The organism is Rhizobium sp. No.120 (assembly GCF_054558365.1).
This window is the reverse complement of the sequence record NZ_BAAJNQ010000019.1, coordinates 28,371-45,439: the sequence shown is the minus strand read 5'-3', so window position 1 is coordinate 45,439 and position 17,069 is coordinate 28,371. Positions and strand designations below refer to the sequence as shown.

Sequence of the window (17,069 nt, the reverse complement as noted above, 5' to 3'; positions counted from 1 at the left end):
CATGCGCCTGCTGCTCATCAATCCGAATACCACCGTTTCCATGACGGAGAAGGCGGCAATCGCCGCGCGTGCGGTAGCAGGCCCCGGCACGGAGATCATCGCCGCTACCTCGAAGATGGGGCCGGCTTCGATCGAGGGCTACTACGACGGCGCTATCGCCGTGCCCGGCATGCTACGCGAACTGAAAGAGCGACAGTCCGAAGGCTATGACGCCGCTATTATCTGCTGTTTCGACGACACCGGCCTAGAGGCCGCACGCATGTTTTGCGATGTTCCGGTCGTCGGGCTTTGTGAATCCGCTGTCGCGACCGCGGGTTTCCTGGCACAGCGCTTCAGCGTGGTGACGACGCTCGAACGCTCGCGCATCCTCATCGACAATCTCATCCAGCGCTATGGCATGGGCGCGCGTGCAAAGGTGCGCGCCTCCGATATCCCTGTCCTCGAGCTTGAAGATTCGTCTTCGAGTGCAATCGGAAAGCTGAGGGCTGAAATCGAACGCGCGCTTGCCGAAGACGGAGCAGAAGCCATCGTCCTCGGCTGCGCCGGGATGACCGATCTCGCAAGAGAACTGCAGTCGATCTACGGCGTCCCGGTCGTGGATGGTGTCGCCGCAGCGGTCAAGCAGGCCGAAGCTTTGGTATCCCTGGGCCTATCCACCAGCAAGCGCAGTTCCTACGCCTCCCCATTGCCCAAGCCTTTTTCCGGGGCAATGCAGGATTTTGCGCCGGCACCGGTATTGGCCTAATCTCATCACAATCCAACAGTACGACCTCCACTGATCGCTAAGCGTTGCGATTGGCATATCTTCGCTGCCGGGACTACAATGTCTCGGTAAAGAACGAGAGTCGTGGATTTGGCACAGAGAGCCGGCAAAGCTGATCTTCCCCTGCATGGCGGCCGCGTACCGCGGTGGCTTGGAGACCGCATGACGCGCCTGGGCGCTGTCATCACCGAAGCGATCGTGCAGCATTATGGGCGTGACGAGCTGTTTCGCCGTCTCGCCAATCCCTTCTGGTTCCAATCCTTCGGTGCCGTCATGGGCATGGATTGGCATTCCTCGGGAATCACGACAAGCGTTCTCGGCGCCTTGAAGCGTGGCCTGACACCGCTTTCCGGCGAACTCGGCATCCATGTCTGCGGCGGCCGTGGTGCGCAATCGCGCAAGACGCCCGGCGAATTGCTTGATATTGGCGATCGCGTCGGCATCGACGGCGCATCCCTTGCCATGAAAAGCCGACTGATCGCGAAGGTGGACAGTGCCGCCGTGCAGGATGGCTTCGACCTCTATCTGCATGGCTTCATCGTCGCCGATGACGGCAAGTGGGTCGTCATCCAGCAGGGCATGAGCGACGAACGGCGGCAAGCGCGGCGGTATCACTGGCTATCGGAGGGCTTGACGAACTTCCTGGATTCGCCGCACGCAGCCATTGAAGGGCACGAGCAGGGCGAGATCATCAATCTCGCCGATCGGCGCGCCGGCCGCTCCCGCAACGGTCAGCTGGATTTGCTTACCTCCTTGGGGCCAGATAAAATCATCCGCGAATTCAATATCCTGGAGGGAAAAGTTCCAGAAGTCAGCAAGCAAGAAGCGCAACCAACGCTGCCCTATCTTATCATGCCGCCACATCACGATGTGCGTCAGGAAGACGTGAACATGCGGCGCCTGCACGGAAATCTCGCCGCGGCTGCGGATCGAGGTCCAGTGGATTTCGAGGATTTGCTTTTGACGCCGGGCGTCGGTGCGCGCACGGTTAAGGCTTTGGCGATGGTCGCCGAAATCGTTCATGGCGCACCTTGCCGCTTCTCCGATCCCGCGCGCTTCTCGCTCGCCCATGGCGGCAAGGACCGGCATCCCTTTCCGGTGCCGCTGAAGGTCTATGACGAGACCATCAACGTGATGAAATCAGCGGTCAGGAAAGGGCGTCTCGGTCGCGATGAGGAATTATCGGCGCTGAAGCGCCTGGATGACCAATCGAGAATGCTGGAGCGCTACGTGACAGGCCCCGATCTCAAGGAGATCGTGGCCGGCGAATTCAACAAATCCTTCTCCTATGGCGGCCGCAGCGTCTTCGGCTGGGAACCTCCCGTGGACGCGGGAAATGAGGGTGTCGAGGGCGGCCTACGCTCTTCGAAGAGCTAAGCCAGGGCCTCGACGGAAGGGAACGGCTTGCCTGCCGTTCTGTCACCGCTTCATGGCAGGGTATAGCCGATCACATAATCACCCGGTTTCGTTCCAACCGAACCGTGACCACCGGCCACCATAACGATATATTGCTTGTTGTCGCTGGCGGTATAGGTCATCGGCGTTGCCTGACCGCCCGCCGGCAGGCGCGCCTGCCAGAGCTGTTTTCCGGTCGTTACGTCATATGCCCTGAGATAATCGTCCACCGCCGCCCCAAGGAACGCTACTCCGCCCTTGGTGATGATCGGCCCGCCGATGCCCGGAACGCCGACCTTGAAGGGAAGAGGCAGGGGCGTCATATCGTAGACGGTACCGTTCTTATGCTTGTAGGCGATCTTGCCGGTCTTCAGATCGACACCGGCGACATAGCCCCAAGGCGGTGCCTGGCAGGGGATGCCGAGCGGGCTGACGAACGGACCCATGTAGACGCCATAGGGCGAGCCTTCGTTTCGGTTCAGGCCTTGTTCGCTGCCTTTATCGCCAGCTCCCTTCGGCGGGATCTCGGCGCGCGGCACCAGTCGCGAGGTGAAGGCGAGATAAGTCGGCATGCCGAACATGATCTGCCGTTCGGGGTCGACGGCAACGCTGCCCCAGTTGAAAGTGCCGAAATTGCCGGGGAAGATGATGGAGCCGCGCAACGAAGGCGGCGTGTAGCGGCCTTCATATTGATGCTGGTGGAAGGCGATACGGCAGGCGAGTTGATCGAACAGCGAGACGCCCCACATGTCCTTTTCCTGCAAGGGCGGGGGCGAGAAGGTCAGATCGGAGATCGGCTGTGTTGGCGAGGAATGATCTTCGGGAATGGTGCCGCCGGGAGCGGGGATTTCCTTGAAGGGAATAATCGGTGCGCCCGTACGGCGATCGAGCACATAGATATCACCCTGTTTGGTCGAGGCAACCAGCGCAGGAACCGTACTGCCGTCTGCCTTCGTCAGATCGACGAGCACGGGCTGGGCGGGCACGTCCATATCCCAGAGATCGTGATGGACGAATTGCTGCACCCATTTGAGCTGACCGGTATTGATGTCGAGCGCGACCACAGAGGAGGAGAAGCGTTCGACATTGGCGCTGCGACCCATGCCAAGCTGGTCCGGCGTCTGGTTGCCAAGGGGAACATAAACCATGCCGAGTTTTTCGTCGGCGCTGGAAACCGACCAGCTGTTCGGTGAGTTGGTCGTGTAGGTCTGCCCGGCAGGCAGCGGTGCCGTCTGATCCGGATTGCCCGAATCCCAGTTCCAGAGCAATGCGCCGGTCCGGGCATCGAAGGCGCGGATGACGCCGGACTGTTCCTGGGTGGAGTAATTGTCGTTCACTGCGCCGCCGATGATGATCTTGTCAGAGACGATGACGGGCGGCGATGTCGAATAATAGTAGCCCGCCGGATTGTATTTCATGCCGGTTTCAAGATGCAGCACGCCTTGGTTGGCAAAGCTCGGGCAAGCCTTGCCGTTGGCGGCATCGAGCGCGATCAGTCTAGCATCCGAGGTCGGCAGATAGACGCGATCGGCACATGGTGCACCGGCGGCAGCGGTCGTGTCGTGATAATAGGAGACACCGCGGCAGGTCTGATGCTGCCGATTAGGATTCATGCCGGCATTGGCATCGTAACGCCATTTCTCCTTGCCGTCGGTCGCACCGATCGCGATCGCCAGGCTATGGGGTGTACAGATATAAAGCGTATCGCCGATCTTCAGCGGTGTAACCTGGTAGGTCGTCTCGCCGATGTCATCGGGCCGTTTCACATCACCTGTCCGATACCGCCAGACTTCCTTCAGGTTCGCAACGTTCTGAGTATTGATCTGATCAAGGGGCGAATAACGTTGGCCAAACGAGGTTCGACCATAGTGATGCCATTCACCATCGGGCACATCCCCGCCCATCGCGGCATTTGCGGCTGTTGTCGTCGGCAGATCGCCGGAAAGATCGTGCGGGTCTGTCGTCATCGAATAGACGGCAACGAGAATGGCAATACTCAGGGGTATGGTGAGCGGCCAGGGATTAGCTCCATAGTAAACGCCATCGAGGCTGCGAAAGCCCAGCGGCCGCCGGATCCAGGGTGTTAGCAGCCAAAGACCGATCAGAATGATCAACCCGCCACGCGGACCGAGCTGCCACCAATCGAAGCCTACTTCCCATATCGCCCATCCAAGCGCTGCCAGCACGAAAATGGCGTAGAGCCAGAGCGCTGCAGCCTTGCGCATATAAAGCAGGATAGCGGTCACCAGAAAGGCGAGACCGGCCAGAAGATAAAAAAGGCTTCCGCCGAGCAGTGTAAGCCAAAGCCCACCCCCGCCGAGTGCAAGGCCGATAAGCGCGAGAATGATCGATGTGATTGCGAGGGCCATGATCTGCTCCGGTCTAGCCGTCGATTGAACGGTGATTGCTTGAAGGCAGGCAAATTCGCGCGAGATCCCCTCGGACCTCGACACCTGGTTATATCGAAATCGGTGTCTGTCGCTTCGCTGATAACGAGAAGGGCCATGCCCAGGGCGATTTGGGTCGGTACATCAATCCCCCTAATCAAATCAGAGGCTGAACGTCACGATTGCGAGAATGTTCCAATCCGGTCAACCGTTCAAGCTCGAGGCCAGGTTTGCTGACTTGATTAACGAACGTAGTTAATTTTTTAACAATTACTGAGATACTAATGGAACAGATATTGAAATCAAGGGTTTCCGAGCAGAGCCGGAGGACTGAAAATGAATATGAAGATCGTGACTGCCCAATCGGAAGTAGAAACCGACGACACCGGCACTTATCCGGATGGCATGATGGAGCGTATTCTGGTCGAGTTTTCCGCAAGCTCAGAGCGGCAGCATCGCAAATCTCACGAGCGGGACTATGGCACGCACAAGGCGCTCCGGCCCATACCAGTGGGACTGGCTTGACGGCTCGAAAACTTACTGCTTTCGTCAGATGTAGAGTGGCGCCATTCGCCGCCATGCGCCTGCTTGATGGGCGCGCCCATCCCACACATGCAGTCGATGATCGATCCCTTTGTCAGCGAGCAGCTGGCTCAGGTGACGATTATTGTCGAGGAACGGATCGGCGTCTCCAATCGCCATGACGATGTCGACCTGGCGCAGGCTCCCCAAATGCCGCTCGCAGGCAAGCCCCGGCAGAAAATGCGTCGGTGTGTGAAAATATATATCGTCATCGTAATAGCCGTCGAACAGATCGGTGAAGGATTCGACCTTCATCGTCAGATCGTAGCGACCGGAAAAGGCGACCAGCTTGCGGAAAAGATGAGGGTGGCGAAAGACTAGGCTTGCAGCCTGGAAGGCGCCGAGGCTGCAGCCGTGGACAATAGTGCATTCGTGGCCATTCTTTTGCGCCATCAGAGGCAGGACCTCGTTGAGGATATATTCCTCGAAAGCGTTATGCCTGCGAATGCGTTCGGATGGGTGGCGATGAAAGCCGTAGAAGGTTTCTGCCGCCAGACCTTCGATACAATAGAGCTGAAGCTGCCCAGCATTCAGCTTTTCCGAGAGAGAGGCGACGAGGCCGATCTGCTCGTATTCCCAAAAACGGCCGTCGCGCGTGGGAAACACCAATACCTTGGCGCCGGCATGGCCGAACACCAGCAATTCCATGTCTCGATGCAGCCGAGGGCTGTACCAGCATAGGTATTCGCGGTTCATAGTACCTTGAAGAATTGCCCGACCTTGTCTCGCAGAATTGCGTTCTGCTGTTCGTTGCCAGCATAATCGAAGTGACCGGCATCCAGAATGAAGATTTCGTTAAATTTCCGCAGCGCATTTGCGACAGAGAACTGGCAGGGTGGCGCAACGGCGGGATCGAAAAGCGCGGGCGCGACAAGCATCGGAATGCTGATGCGACTTGCCGCGATCGCAGCATCGAAGAACCGCAGCGTCTCGAGAACGCTGCCGTGCTTTTCCTGATAGGCCTGTACCGATTGGGCACTGCCGACGGTCGGCAATGTCAGCCATAGCTGCCGGTGGCCGAAAGTCGGGACAATGAGGTGGCCGCGCCTGATCCGCGCATCAAAAGGAATGGCCAGCGCGCCGATGCCACCGCCGAAACTGATGCCGCTATAGCCGATATGGCCGGCAAGCCAGGGATAGAGGGTCTCCAAAGTCGACACGGCGAGCCAGATGTCTTCGACGCAGCCGCCGATGACATAGGTGTCCCGGCTTTCGATGCCGCAAAGAACATGACCCGATGCGTCTGAAGGGATTTTTGGGCTAGCACTGAGGGAGAGTCCGCGGCAGCAGGGAAATAGGATCGCCGTCTCTTCTACCGGCCAATCGAATTCCGGCTGGTCTCTTCCGCCATATCCATGGCCGACAACCATGCCACGCCGCACCTGTCCCCTGCGAGGAATGAGTAGCCAGCCATTGATCTGAAATGACCCTGTCGACAGGTAGCTGATATCGAAGACATGCCAATTGTCGTGGCGCAGCTTGCTGTGGCGAAGCCGCGGCTGCGGATCGATGGCCACGACCGTCCTGTAGCGCTGCTGCCAGAAATCGTCGAAGCCTGCCGGGGCTTCTGGTGCCGCTATCGCCTGCAACTGCGCAAGCTGCATGCCATAGGTGGGATCGAAGTCGAAGGGATGGGATGTCGCTATGCTCATGACAGGTTTTTCGCGTGAAAGCACGGGGAACGCAAGAACCGGGATTGCCGACTGCAGGCTTTCATCGCAGTTCGTTCCCTATCACTTAAGGATTTCTTGCATGGGACGATCGATGCGATAGAGCACGTGTGGCCGCAAAATATGGCCTGGCGGCACGGTGATGTCATCGAAATCGCCGCCCTCGACACGGAACATACCAATCTTCTCCAGCGCGCGGCGGGAAGGGGTATTGATTGCCGAAGTATAGCCGATCACGCAGTCAGCCTGAAGTTCCTGCCAAGCGAACTCCAAACAACGCCAGCTGATTTCCGCCGCGTAGCCCTGCCGCCAATAGGAAGCCGCCAGAATCCAGCCGATCTCCAGCCGGAAATTGCCTGGAACTTCCGGTCCGGGTCGCGAAAGGCCAGCACCACCAATCAGCGCGCCGTCAGCTTTGCGCTCGACGGCCAGAAAGCCGAAACCTTCCTTGGGCAACTGCCGGTTGGCTTCATCGATAAGTTCATCCGTCTCTGCTGCCGTGAGCAGGCTCGGATGGTAATATTGCCGAACCCGCGCATCCGCGTTTACGGCGGCAAACCGAGCACGGTCGTCATCCCGCCAAGGCCTGAGAATGAGCCGGGAAGTTTCCAGAGTAAGCATCGTAATCCTTGATACGAATGAGTGACCGCTATGGCGTAATGACACATAAAATCGTTCAGACGTTCGCGACCTATGCCTCATCTCCATCAGTGAATTTGTCATGAAAGTCCATTGTGGCGGCGAATACTCATCCTCCCTGATTTTTGCCATACGGTCGAAAAGGTGAGGCGAATGGACTGCATTTGTTGCGAGCGACTGTCGCTTCCTTGCGGTCGTTGGGATATAGTGAAGGCATGATCAGGGTCCTAGCGATACTTGCCGGAACTTCGTTTGCAGGCTCTGCAATTGCAGGGCAAAGTCAAACTGCGCAAAGCGTCTATAAGGCTCAGGATTGCTCGAGCGCGGTGGATCAGGTCTTGTCCAAGACATGGGGCGTCTCCTATCCGTCAAGCCACGCGCCAGTTGCTGTATCGTGACCGTGATCGTTCCTAATGGCGAACAAAGGCCGGAAAAGATCGTGGTTCGCGTGGATTACAACGATGCCGAAAACGGCCAATAATCCGAAGCGGTAAAAGGACCGCGTGAAATGGGCGATGTCATTCAGTTTCGGCCCGCAACGAGATATGGCAAAGGTCTTGAAGCGCAGGCTCACATGGAAAGGGAGCTCCAGCTTCCCTTTGCAACGGCGGATCAACCGGCCCAAAAGGAAATTCACGCAGATCAGCAGAATACATCAAACGGCTCCACGTCAAAAATAGCGCTTCCCATCAGCGGTATCGCCATCGCAGTCGGCGCCATCCTTGTCTATGCACTGATAATATTCCATGTCGTCAGTCAACCGCATTATTCGGCCCGCGCCAATCTGATGCCCACATTTTTCGTTCAAAACTAGATGTCCGCCGACAAGGTCGGTTTGAGCAGGGCGCGCTTCCCGCAGGCCCTAAATCTTAAGAACACATTCCGCATATTCCGGGCTCGAATAGACAAGGCTTCAGGCCAATCACTTCCCTGCGCCTGCTTAGTAAATGTCAGAAAGATTTAAGACTAATCGTTAAGTGAAGATTCGATAAAGTCTGTTTTTGTGTGCAAAGACGGTTATTTTGGAGAGTACTTATTGTCGCGACTTGAAATTCAACAGCTGCAGCGGATCGGCGTGATAGCCGTTATCATGGTTTGCTTGATGATGGCTGGCTCGACGATTGCTTTCAGCCTGTCTGATTACATCAACTACAAGCGCGGCATAATGGAATTCGGCCGCTTTCACACGGCACTGCACGCTGCGGCCATGATATCGAGAGAACGCGGTCCTGCAAACAGTCTCATGGGAGCTGCGGCGAGCGAGCGAGCACAATATTCTGCGACTCTGAAAGTGAGCCGCGAAGCAACCGACAAGGATATCGCCAAGCTCGAAACTCTCTTTAAAACGGAAATAGACCAATCCGCGGAAATGCGTAGCGCATTTATGGCGCTTCGAGCGCAATTGGAGAGCGGTAGGCAGGCAGTTGACACCGTAGCGGCTCTGCCGCGCGGTGAGCGGAGCGGCATAAAGATAGCGGGCGCCATACAGGCGATGTTCCGGGCAGCGGATCGCGCGCAGGACTACCGGGATATAGCCGGCAGATCAATCATTGCTCTGGCGCCCGAGACGGGCGCCGAAGTCATGCTGACCTCGATGGCAGGAACACTTAGAGAGCGCGCCGGCAGGCTCGGTTCCTATGTCGTCATGATGCTGACCTCGCAGGGACAGGCCCGCTCCCATTATAAGACTGCGTTCGACAGCGAGTTGAATCGGCTTTTCGAGGTGAATGCTCTGCTGAAAACCTACGCACCTGTCACATTGCAATCCCAAGCCCTGGCAAGCCTATTGGATGAGGTGACTGCAAACTATTTTGCGGGAGCGCTGCCTTACGCTCAGCGCGTCGTCTTTGATTTGAATGCGAGTGACGGACTGACACCCGGCGATTTTACAGTGAAATACGTGCCCGGGATGAAGTCGACCGAAGATCTGCGGGAACTCATCGAAACCGCGGCATTGAACTCTTTTGACGAAGTTCAGCGGAAGTCCCTGAGAGCCATGCTAATCTCGGCGTTGCTTGCCGGCATGGCAATATCCGTCATGATTGGATTAGCCTATCTCCTCAGGCGTTCGCTCTTCCGGCCGATGCTTGCCGTCAAGCGGCAGCTCGACGAGATTGCCGTTGGCAATCTTACGACGCCGACGCCTATACCTCACGCCGGGCGCGAAATGCGCGAACTATTCCAGCGTCTTGACTTTCTGCGGGAGCAGCAGCGTTTCAAGCATCATCTGGAAATGGAGCGCAAATCATTGACGGAGGAGCTAAGGCGTCTTTCCCAGACGGATGCACTTACCGGCCTCCTCAATCGGCGTGCGCTGGAAAAAGCAATGAAAGAACTGTTTGCGGCCTCGACAAACGTCTCCCGAGGGATCGCCGTCGTCATGCTCGATATAGATCATTTCAAATCAATCAACGATCGATATGGTCACGCCGTCGGCGACAAGGTACTGCAACAAGTGGCACAGATCCTTGGAATGTGTTTGCGTACCACTGATCTATTTGCCCGCTATGGCGGAGAAGAGTTCATTATCGTCATGGCAGACGTCACCGAAGCGTTTGCGCGCTCCACGGCGGAGCGATTGCGAGAAACTCTGGCACAAGCCGTCGTCAGCAATGAGCACGGCCTGAAGGTAACAGCGAGCTTTGGTATCGATTGGCAGGCACAGTGCGTATACGAAAATTGGGAAAAGCTGGCCGTTGTCGCAGATAATCGGCTCTACAGGGCCAAGCGCAACGGACGCAATTTGGTTTGCTCGTCGGATAATCCATCTGGCCAGGCGGCAGGCCCCGCATTCAGAGACAATTCGAGCGACGCAAAAGCAGCCTGACGCGCCGTCTGCCGAGAGCAGTGCGGGCGCCTCAAAACCCAAACTCAATAGGTGAGCGTTACGACGACCGTATCCGCGTAATTGCCGGCAGACGGCGTCGTCTGCGGCGGGACGCGACCGTAGACCGTCAGAAGCTGCGCCGTACCGGTTCCGGTTCCGGCAACGGTGCTGCCTGGTGTGTTGGCATCGCCCCACGGCTGCGATCGGTTGCTATCCTTATAGAGACCGTAGGTCACGGTCTCTGATCCTTTTGTCATCTTTCGCGCCGTAGGTGCCGCGTTTGTCGTGCCGCCATTTAACGAGATCGTGTAGGTCGTACCTGATGTACAGGTTGCCGTCACCGAACCCGTGGCATCGACATTCGTGCTCAGAACGCCCTGCGTGCCAAAATTGATGTTCTGGACACTCACCAGGCAATTAGCGGCAACGCTCGCGTTGACGGTAAACGGGGCGGTTCCTGTCGTTCCGGTGGGCGCATTACAATTCGTTGCGCTACTGTAGCTGTAATAGAATGAGGTGCTCGATGCGAAACTGGACGTATACGGCCCGGGCAGCGCCGTCGACGGCGTTCCAAACGCCGTGCCATAGATCGTCAGGCTGCCGGTTGCTCCCACCAGCGAACCATTCAGCAAGGACATTGTCAGCGCATAGGCTGGGGCCCGCGGCGGATAGGACCAGCTGCTCGATCCCCACACAAGGCTTCGGCCGCTATCGGAATAGAGCTGATAGTTCAAGAAACTGGCTCCGTTCAACATCTGACGTGCAGCGGCGGAAGATGCGCCACCGCTGCCAGCGCCGATATCAGGGCAAATCAGAAGCCGCTTGCCCAGGTCCAGGATTCCCCCGGCACAATTTACACTTATCGTCGATGTCGAATTGACCGGAGTAGCCGACAAGATATCAACTGCCCCGAAGTTCATATTAGTGGCACTGAAGCTGCAGCTTTGCGCCAGGCACAGCGAAGGCAGCAGCAATGCGAACAATAGAGTGATCGAACGCAGCATCCTTTTACCTCGCCTCAAAAGCATCTGACGTCATCGATCACAACCTGCTCACCCCGCTGCGGCTTATAGGCAAACTCGGCGTGGCACTTCGTTCCATCCTCCAGTGAGACATCGATCCCATTCCTCGCATGCAATCCGCGAATATAAGCCTGACCGTCATAGCCGACGACAAAGTCTTCGTTTGCCCCCTGCAGGGTACCGCTGAGCCCGGCATGCAGCGGCACACCGTTCTTGTCCTTGATCGTAATGAGGGCAGCCTGCGGCGCCTGGGACACACCGAACCTGACGACGACGCCGCTACGGTCTGCCGGAACGACGATTTCCTTCGTCGCCGGCACATCGGCATCGACGGGCAGGTTTTTAGGGTCGATGGATACGGTATTCAGTTCATAGGCGTTGAGATTGGGCACCAGGATGCGCCCGCTCGAATTGGTTTTACCAGCCGGCCGGTTCTGCTGCTGAACCTCGACACCGGGAGCGCCGACATCGACGACCGCAAATGCGTCATCGATTCGATTTGTGGCAAATACACCGCCGCCTGCAATAGCAATGGCGCCATCGATCCTGGCAGTGGCGCTGGTCTGATGATCCTGCTGCCGGAGACCCGCTTCGACCTGGGCAAAGGGCGCCCGATAGCTGACTGCCGCCTCGCGATTGGTATCTTCGCCTTCGGAGGTGCGCAGTCGCCAACCGAAACTGCCATCCTCCTGCTGCATCGACTTGGAAACGTCGGCAACAATGCCGAGGCCGTTGGAGCCGCCCTCTACGCCGGTATTGGCCGTAATATTGTCACCGAAGGGAATGGAAAGGCCGGCAAAGAATCCGAAATTGCTTCGATTGCCTAGGTCGGTGAAGGCGCTCGCATAGACTGTCGCACGTTTGAAGGTCTGACTGTAGGAAAGACCGGCGATCTTGCTCTTGATGCCATCCGCGCTTTCGAGGTTCGTGTAAGACAGGTTGAGACTGGAAAGATCGAGCGGCGTCGGTACGCTGAGCGTAACCTGATCGATGGCGCGCGGCACTCCGGCGCTGAGAATGCTTACGTCTCCGGCAATGCTGGTTGTGGGCCGTGCGGAAACCGAGGCGATGTCGTCGTAATCGCCGAAGGTCCGCTGCATACGGGCATAGAGGGCCCATCGGTCATAGCTGAGCTCGAATGCGGCATTCATCAACGCGCCAGAGCGTGAGCCGCTTTTACTTGCTGCGCCCGCTAAGGAAGCTACGCCGAATGAGCCGACCGGAAAGGCGGCTCCCGCACCGCCATTCAAAAGATCGGCGCCGCCTTCGAAGTGGCTTTCCAGTGTCAACCAATCGGTCAAGCCGTACCTCGCGGTAGCGGAGCCCATGATACGACCGTCATAGTCATTGGAATCCGTTCCGAAATTCAGGCGCGGAGTGCCGAGTTCCGCCGAGAAGTCCAATAGGCCCTGGCGCAGGAGCCAATTGGAGGAGTAGAAGGGCAAGGTCTGCGTAGTTTCCCGCCCGAGGCTGTCACGCAGCACGACGGTCGCTTGCCCGCCTCCGGAAAAGACCGGCAGGTTGGTCACTTCGAAAGGCCCGGCAGGCACATCGCTGGAATAGGTGCGAACGTTCTGCGTATAGATATCGAGTGTCGAAGGGACGGCAGCCGTCCCGGCAAATGAGGGCAGCGGTTCGGTCACCAGGTCCGAGCGCAGCGCAAAATTGCGCTGAAACTGAATGCCGCCAAAATAGACTGGCCGTGTCCATGATAGGCCGCCGGTAGTCAGATCGCCCGCGCGATAGGTAACAAGGTTGTTCGGATCGGAATAGCTCCAGGTCGTGTTGAGGCGGGTTACGCCGTCAAGGCTGCCTTCGGAGTATCCGGCGAGAAAGGACTGGCTGAGCGTGCCGTAGGGGCTGAAGAGGCGAGCATCGAAAGAGCCGGATATTCCTTGGAACATGTTCGAGTTGCCCTGGAACAGACCGTTGGAACTTGCGTAGAGGGAATAGTTGAGAACGGCGCCATAGCCGGACTGAGCTGCGGGGATTGCATTTTCCTGCTGCTGCCTGACGTTTATCACGCGAGGCGCACGCCCCTCGTCGGTCGTCTGCACATAGAGACGCTGAGTCTCAGCGTCGACCTGATATGACAGGCCAGGCAAGGTGCCGAGTTCGATCAGCGTGTCCTCAGCAGCACCCGCTGGCGGCTTGATGCCCACTTCGCGCAACTCTTGCGCGGTTGCAGCGAGCGAGCCATTCGGACGCTGTTTGAAATTGCCGATCATCTTCATCGACACGTTGTTGATGAATACTTCGAGATAGACGTCCATCTGGGCAGCGGGTTGCTCTGCCGTGGCCGTATTCGCCGGCGGATCGGGCACTTCCTGGGCGCGCAGTACCGGGACTGAGGAAAGCATGCATATAAAAACGGCGCCGGCACTACCGTTGATTAACGGCGACTTTGGCATCGAAAGGCCCAAGATCACTCTGGCCATGGAGTGTTACGGCGCCAGCGGAGAGGGATTTTGCTGTGCCCATCGGCCACTCCATCGTCGCGCCGGCAAGCACATATCCGACCAGTCCGTTCCGGCTTCCGACTTTCGTCGCACCCTGCGCTAGGGTAACATTCGACAGGCGGAAACGGCTGCCACCATTGTTCTTGCCAATCAGAGCAAGGTTGTTGCCCTGCTGCTTGAGGCTCCAGACAATATCGGTGGGCTTTACGTCTGGTCGCTTGAAAAAGACGGGAATGGATTGACGCATGATAAGTGTGACCGTGCCGGCGCGCGCGCGGGCAAGGTCGGGAAGTTCATCGACGATGACGCGATAGGTCTCCTCCGCCTTGATGGGAGCCTTACTCGTGCGAACCACTCTGACCACATACTGAACATTCGGGTTCATTCGGGTCGCCGGAGGACTGGCAACGACATCCCTGGTCGGCTCCAAAGTCTCTATCCCGCCCACCTGACTCCACTTGAAGACACGGATCTGGACATTGATCGGATGGTCTCCGTCATTAGCCAGATTCAAGACCGTGGCAGCAGACGGTGCTACAAGCTCCAGACTTGTGGGCGCTACTCGTAAAGATGCTGCGTTTATCTCATAGGCACTGAAAAGCAAAAGCATAGTCGCGGCAATGCATGGCAACATGCGTTGCATGACGGCCTCCCGGATCTGTGAGTTTTCAGTAGGTGACGGTAACCGCTACCGTATCGGTATAGACGCCCGCCGTCGGTGTGGTTTGCGGAGGCACCCGGCCATAGACGTTTATGTTCTGGACCGCGCCATTGCCTGTCCCCGAGACGGTGTCCGTGCCTATGGTTGTGCCCCAGGTCTGCGTTCGATTGGAGTCGGTATAAATCGCATAATTGATCGTCGCACTCGCTGGGCCTGTCATGAGGCGAACAGCCGTTGTCGCACCTGCTCCAGCGCCGGCACTGAGGCCGACATTGTAGGTCTGGCCCGATGTGCATTGCACGCCGATGGTGGTTGCCTGGTCGATATTGCTGGTGATGACACCGTTGGTGCCGAAGTTGAGATTATTGGCACTTTGGATCGTGCATTGCGCCTGAATAGTAATGGTAACGGTCATGTTGGCGCTTGTGGTGGCGGCCTCGGCGGAAGGCGCTGCTGCGGCCATTGCGATACTAATAAGGGCGGCGCCGCGGAGCATTCTCAGCATTCACATTCCCCTCCCATAAGCCCTAAAAATATCAGAATATAATAAAATAAGCACATATATGATTCGCTGGCAATGCGGGTCGCACCTGCTTTAGCGGCTGCGCCAGTCTCCAAAGAATACCCGCGAAGTAGAATTTCAATTTATTTAGAGAATACCCGTAGATAATCGGATTTTTTGAAAAACATGGTTAATAGTGTTTTTCGGGATTGAACTTCGCCAGGACAAGTGGACGGCTTGGATCGCGAGCCGATGTGAAAGACGCGGGCGGAAATGCGCTTCGCAAGACCGAGAAGCGATTGCGTTCTCTGCACGACGGCTTTGATCCGATCGACCATATTAGGCACACCGGATGTGCAAAGCGCATTCATCAACATTTCTTTGCAAAATGCCTGCAATTGGCCACGTTTCGGTAAACGCGGTGCCACAGTTCTCATGAGAATGACCATCCGAGATTTTCCCAAAGGAGCGGTCGATGGATGCGCAGCCCGTGAGATGGTGGAATGGTCAAAGCGAAACGACCCGCAGGTTGAGTTCCGCACTTGCGGTTTGCGGCACCGTGGTCGGCGCCCTCTATATAATCGTCCAAACCGGCCCGGCCGACCGCACGGTAGGGTTCATCGACGAGGGCGGACGTATCGCGATCAATGGCACGGCATCTGCACAACAACTTGCCATGAACAGACTGCAGTCAGTGGTTGATACGAGCCCTGCGAAACCTCTGCTATCGGTGCCAGTTCCGCAGCCTTCGCCGCTTGCAGCCATGGTCAAAAGCAGCGCGCCGGCAAAGCGCGTTGTTCGCACCGATGCGGAGAAGACGAAGGTCGCCTCATCCGCCGACGTGAAGCATTTCGACCACTGCCTGCCGCAGTGCGAGACGCGGGACCCGCTGATAACAAGCCATCCGGATTATACGGAGGCTGCTCTGCCTGTTGCAGACGATGCTCCATCTCCCGTCTTGGAAGAAAGGGCCGGATTTCATCCGCTTGCGGACGCGCGAAACCTTTTGGGCAAAGCAGTGGACGCGCCGGGCATGGTGCTGCGCCGAAGCCGGCAGGTGATCGATAATGTGGCTCGCGCAGATTGGTAGTTTGGACAGGCGTCCGCGCCCATTGCCGATATCGAGGCAAGGGCGCGGACCTTTGACCAAAGCGAATGAGGCATCAAGCCGCCTCGTCGCGCACCACCTATAGGCCACCAGCACTCGCCGTGCTGCGCAGCAGCCGGCAAAGGCTGACAAGGCCGGCATCGAAATTGCCGGATGCCGTCACCTGACGGCAGGCAATAAGCATACGCTTCTGCTCGGCACTCGACATTGTGCGGAAAGCCGCAAGTGTGCGGGTGCTCGATCCGGTGCCGGAACGTCCCGACCCAAGTCCCGTACCGCCCAGCCCGCCGATTGACGTTCCAATGCCGCCCGAGCCCTTGCCTCCGGTCCCGCTGCCGGTGCCATTGCCGCCGGAACCTGTGCCCCCAGATCCTCCCCCAGTGCTGCCGCCCGAGCCGCCAATGCCGACGCCGACGCCAACACCCACTCCGGACCCTCCGAGGGAAACGCCGGCACCGGCGTTAACGCCGCCAGAGCCACCAACCGAAGCGCCAAGGCCAGCATTCACCCCAGAACCGTTAGCCGATGCTCCGAGGCCAGCATTGACGCCATTTGAACCGCCAATGGAGGCACCAGCGCCTGCATTCACGCCGCTGGTTCCAGATACCGAGGCACCCGCTCCGGCATTGATGCCGTTACTACCGCCTACCGAGGCTCCGAGGCCGGCGTTCACGCCGCTCGTTCCGGATACAGAAGTGCCCGCTCCGGCATTGACACCATTCTTCCCGCCAATCGACGCGCCGAGGCCGGCACCGAGCCCATTCGAACCCAGCCCGGCACCCAAGCCGGCGTTGATGCCGCCGACCGATACGCCGACGCCGGCACCCAGTCCACCGCTTCCGGACTGGCTGCCGCCATGATCCGTTCCGCCACCCGGTTCTGCATAGCTCGTTGAGGCCAATAAAAGAAGTGCGGATGCGGCAATTGCCATCCGTGAAGATTGTATTCTCATGACTAAACTCCGTTTCAGCTTAGACTTTGTGACAGTCTGTTTCTGATTGCCGGAGCGCGCGCACCGTAGAGTTGGAATGAAGGGGCTTGCTTATTCTCCTTT

Annotated in this window: 16 protein-coding genes; 6 read left to right on the top strand and 10 right to left on the bottom strand. The window is 57.8% G+C overall.

Going from position 1 to position 17,069, the window contains the following annotated elements:
• The first annotated feature begins 1 nt into the window (after position 1).
• Positions 2 to 745 (top strand): aspartate/glutamate racemase family protein, encoded by a 744-nt coding sequence (locus ACYJRZ_RS29275; RefSeq protein WP_459464670.1) that lies wholly within the window; start codon positions 2 to 4, stop codon positions 743 to 745.
• A gap of 108 nt (positions 746 to 853) precedes the next feature.
• Positions 854 to 2,140: a DUF763 domain-containing protein gene (locus ACYJRZ_RS29270; RefSeq protein WP_459464669.1), complete on the top strand. Its 1,287-nt coding sequence runs from the start codon at positions 854 to 856 to the stop codon at positions 2,138 to 2,140.
• A 50-nt stretch (positions 2,141 to 2,190) separates the two neighbouring features.
• Here the strand turns inward: ACYJRZ_RS29270 and ACYJRZ_RS29265 are convergent, their stop codons facing one another.
• A complete protein-coding gene (locus ACYJRZ_RS29265) occupies positions 2,191 to 4,527 on the bottom strand; it encodes a glucose/quinate/shikimate family membrane-bound PQQ-dependent dehydrogenase (RefSeq protein WP_459464667.1) in 2,337 nt (778 codons plus the stop codon).
• Positions 4,528 to 4,881: 354 nt separating this feature from the next.
• On the opposite strand from ACYJRZ_RS29265, the gene ACYJRZ_RS29260 reads away from it, so the two are divergent.
• Entirely contained in the window at positions 4,882 to 5,070 is a 189-nt protein-coding gene (locus ACYJRZ_RS29260) for a hypothetical protein (protein WP_459464665.1), read from the top strand.
• A gap of 24 nt (positions 5,071 to 5,094) precedes the next feature.
• On the opposite strand, the gene ACYJRZ_RS29255 is transcribed toward ACYJRZ_RS29260, so the two are convergent.
• The 3 genes from ACYJRZ_RS29255 to ACYJRZ_RS29245 form a co-directional block, all read right to left on the bottom strand.
• Positions 5,095 to 5,823, bottom strand: a complete 729-nt coding sequence (locus tag ACYJRZ_RS29255; protein WP_459464663.1) for an esterase family protein — start codon at positions 5,821 to 5,823, stop codon at positions 5,095 to 5,097.
• Positions 5,820 to 6,779: an acetylxylan esterase gene (locus ACYJRZ_RS29250; protein WP_459464661.1), complete on the bottom strand. Its 960-nt coding sequence runs from the start codon at positions 6,777 to 6,779 to the stop codon at positions 5,820 to 5,822. The genes ACYJRZ_RS29255 and ACYJRZ_RS29250 overlap by 4 nt, the downstream gene beginning before the upstream one ends.
• An 81-nt stretch (positions 6,780 to 6,860) precedes the next feature.
• Complete coding sequence (locus tag ACYJRZ_RS29245) at positions 6,861 to 7,520, bottom strand: GNAT family N-acetyltransferase (protein ID WP_459464659.1); 660 nt, start codon at positions 7,518 to 7,520, stop codon at positions 6,861 to 6,863.
• Positions 7,521 to 7,944: 424 nt separating this feature from the next.
• On the opposite strand from ACYJRZ_RS29245, the gene ACYJRZ_RS29240 reads away from it, so the two are divergent.
• Together ACYJRZ_RS29240 and ACYJRZ_RS29235 are read left to right on the top strand one after the other, a co-directional pair.
• The gene (locus tag ACYJRZ_RS29240; RefSeq protein WP_459464658.1) at positions 7,945 to 8,250 is read left to right on the top strand and encodes a hypothetical protein; all 306 of its coding nucleotides are present in this window, start codon (positions 7,945 to 7,947) and stop codon (positions 8,248 to 8,250) included.
• Between the two features lie 222 nt (positions 8,251 to 8,472).
• The gene (locus tag ACYJRZ_RS29235; RefSeq protein ID WP_459464656.1) at positions 8,473 to 10,263 is read left to right on the top strand and encodes a GGDEF domain-containing protein; all 1,791 of its coding nucleotides are present in this window, start codon (positions 8,473 to 8,475) and stop codon (positions 10,261 to 10,263) included.
• 44 nt (positions 10,264 to 10,307) lie between these two features.
• On the opposite strand, the gene ACYJRZ_RS29230 is transcribed toward ACYJRZ_RS29235, so the two are convergent.
• The 5 genes from ACYJRZ_RS29230 to ACYJRZ_RS29210 form a co-directional block, all read right to left on the bottom strand.
• Positions 10,308 to 11,267: a Csu type fimbrial protein gene (locus ACYJRZ_RS29230; protein WP_459464654.1), complete on the bottom strand. Its 960-nt coding sequence runs from the start codon at positions 11,265 to 11,267 to the stop codon at positions 10,308 to 10,310.
• Between the two features lie 14 nt (positions 11,268 to 11,281).
• The gene (locus ACYJRZ_RS29225; RefSeq protein WP_459464652.1) at positions 11,282 to 13,645 is read right to left on the bottom strand and encodes a fimbria/pilus outer membrane usher protein; all 2,364 of its coding nucleotides are present in this window, start codon (positions 13,643 to 13,645) and stop codon (positions 11,282 to 11,284) included.
• A gap of 22 nt (positions 13,646 to 13,667) precedes the next feature.
• Positions 13,668 to 14,387, bottom strand: a complete 720-nt coding sequence (locus ACYJRZ_RS29220) for a fimbrial biogenesis chaperone (protein WP_459464650.1) — start codon at positions 14,385 to 14,387, stop codon at positions 13,668 to 13,670.
• Positions 14,388 to 14,412: 25 nt separating this feature from the next.
• Positions 14,413 to 14,910 (bottom strand): Csu type fimbrial protein, encoded by a 498-nt coding sequence (locus ACYJRZ_RS29215; RefSeq protein ID WP_459464648.1) that lies wholly within the window; start codon positions 14,908 to 14,910, stop codon positions 14,413 to 14,415.
• Between the two features lie 140 nt (positions 14,911 to 15,050).
• Complete coding sequence (locus tag ACYJRZ_RS29210) at positions 15,051 to 15,356, bottom strand: hypothetical protein (protein WP_459464646.1); 306 nt, start codon at positions 15,354 to 15,356, stop codon at positions 15,051 to 15,053.
• 26 nt (positions 15,357 to 15,382) lie between these two features.
• Here ACYJRZ_RS29210 and ACYJRZ_RS29205 point away from each other — a divergent pair, with 26 nt between their 5' ends.
• Positions 15,383 to 15,997 (top strand): hypothetical protein, encoded by a 615-nt coding sequence (locus tag ACYJRZ_RS29205; RefSeq protein ID WP_459464644.1) that lies wholly within the window; start codon positions 15,383 to 15,385, stop codon positions 15,995 to 15,997.
• A 97-nt stretch (positions 15,998 to 16,094) separates the two neighbouring features.
• On the opposite strand, the gene ACYJRZ_RS29200 is transcribed toward ACYJRZ_RS29205, so the two are convergent.
• On the bottom strand, positions 16,095 to 16,967 hold the full coding sequence (locus ACYJRZ_RS29200; protein WP_459464642.1) for a hypothetical protein: 873 nt from the start codon (positions 16,965 to 16,967) through the stop codon (positions 16,095 to 16,097).
• Between the last annotated feature and the right edge of the window lie 102 nt (positions 16,968 to 17,069).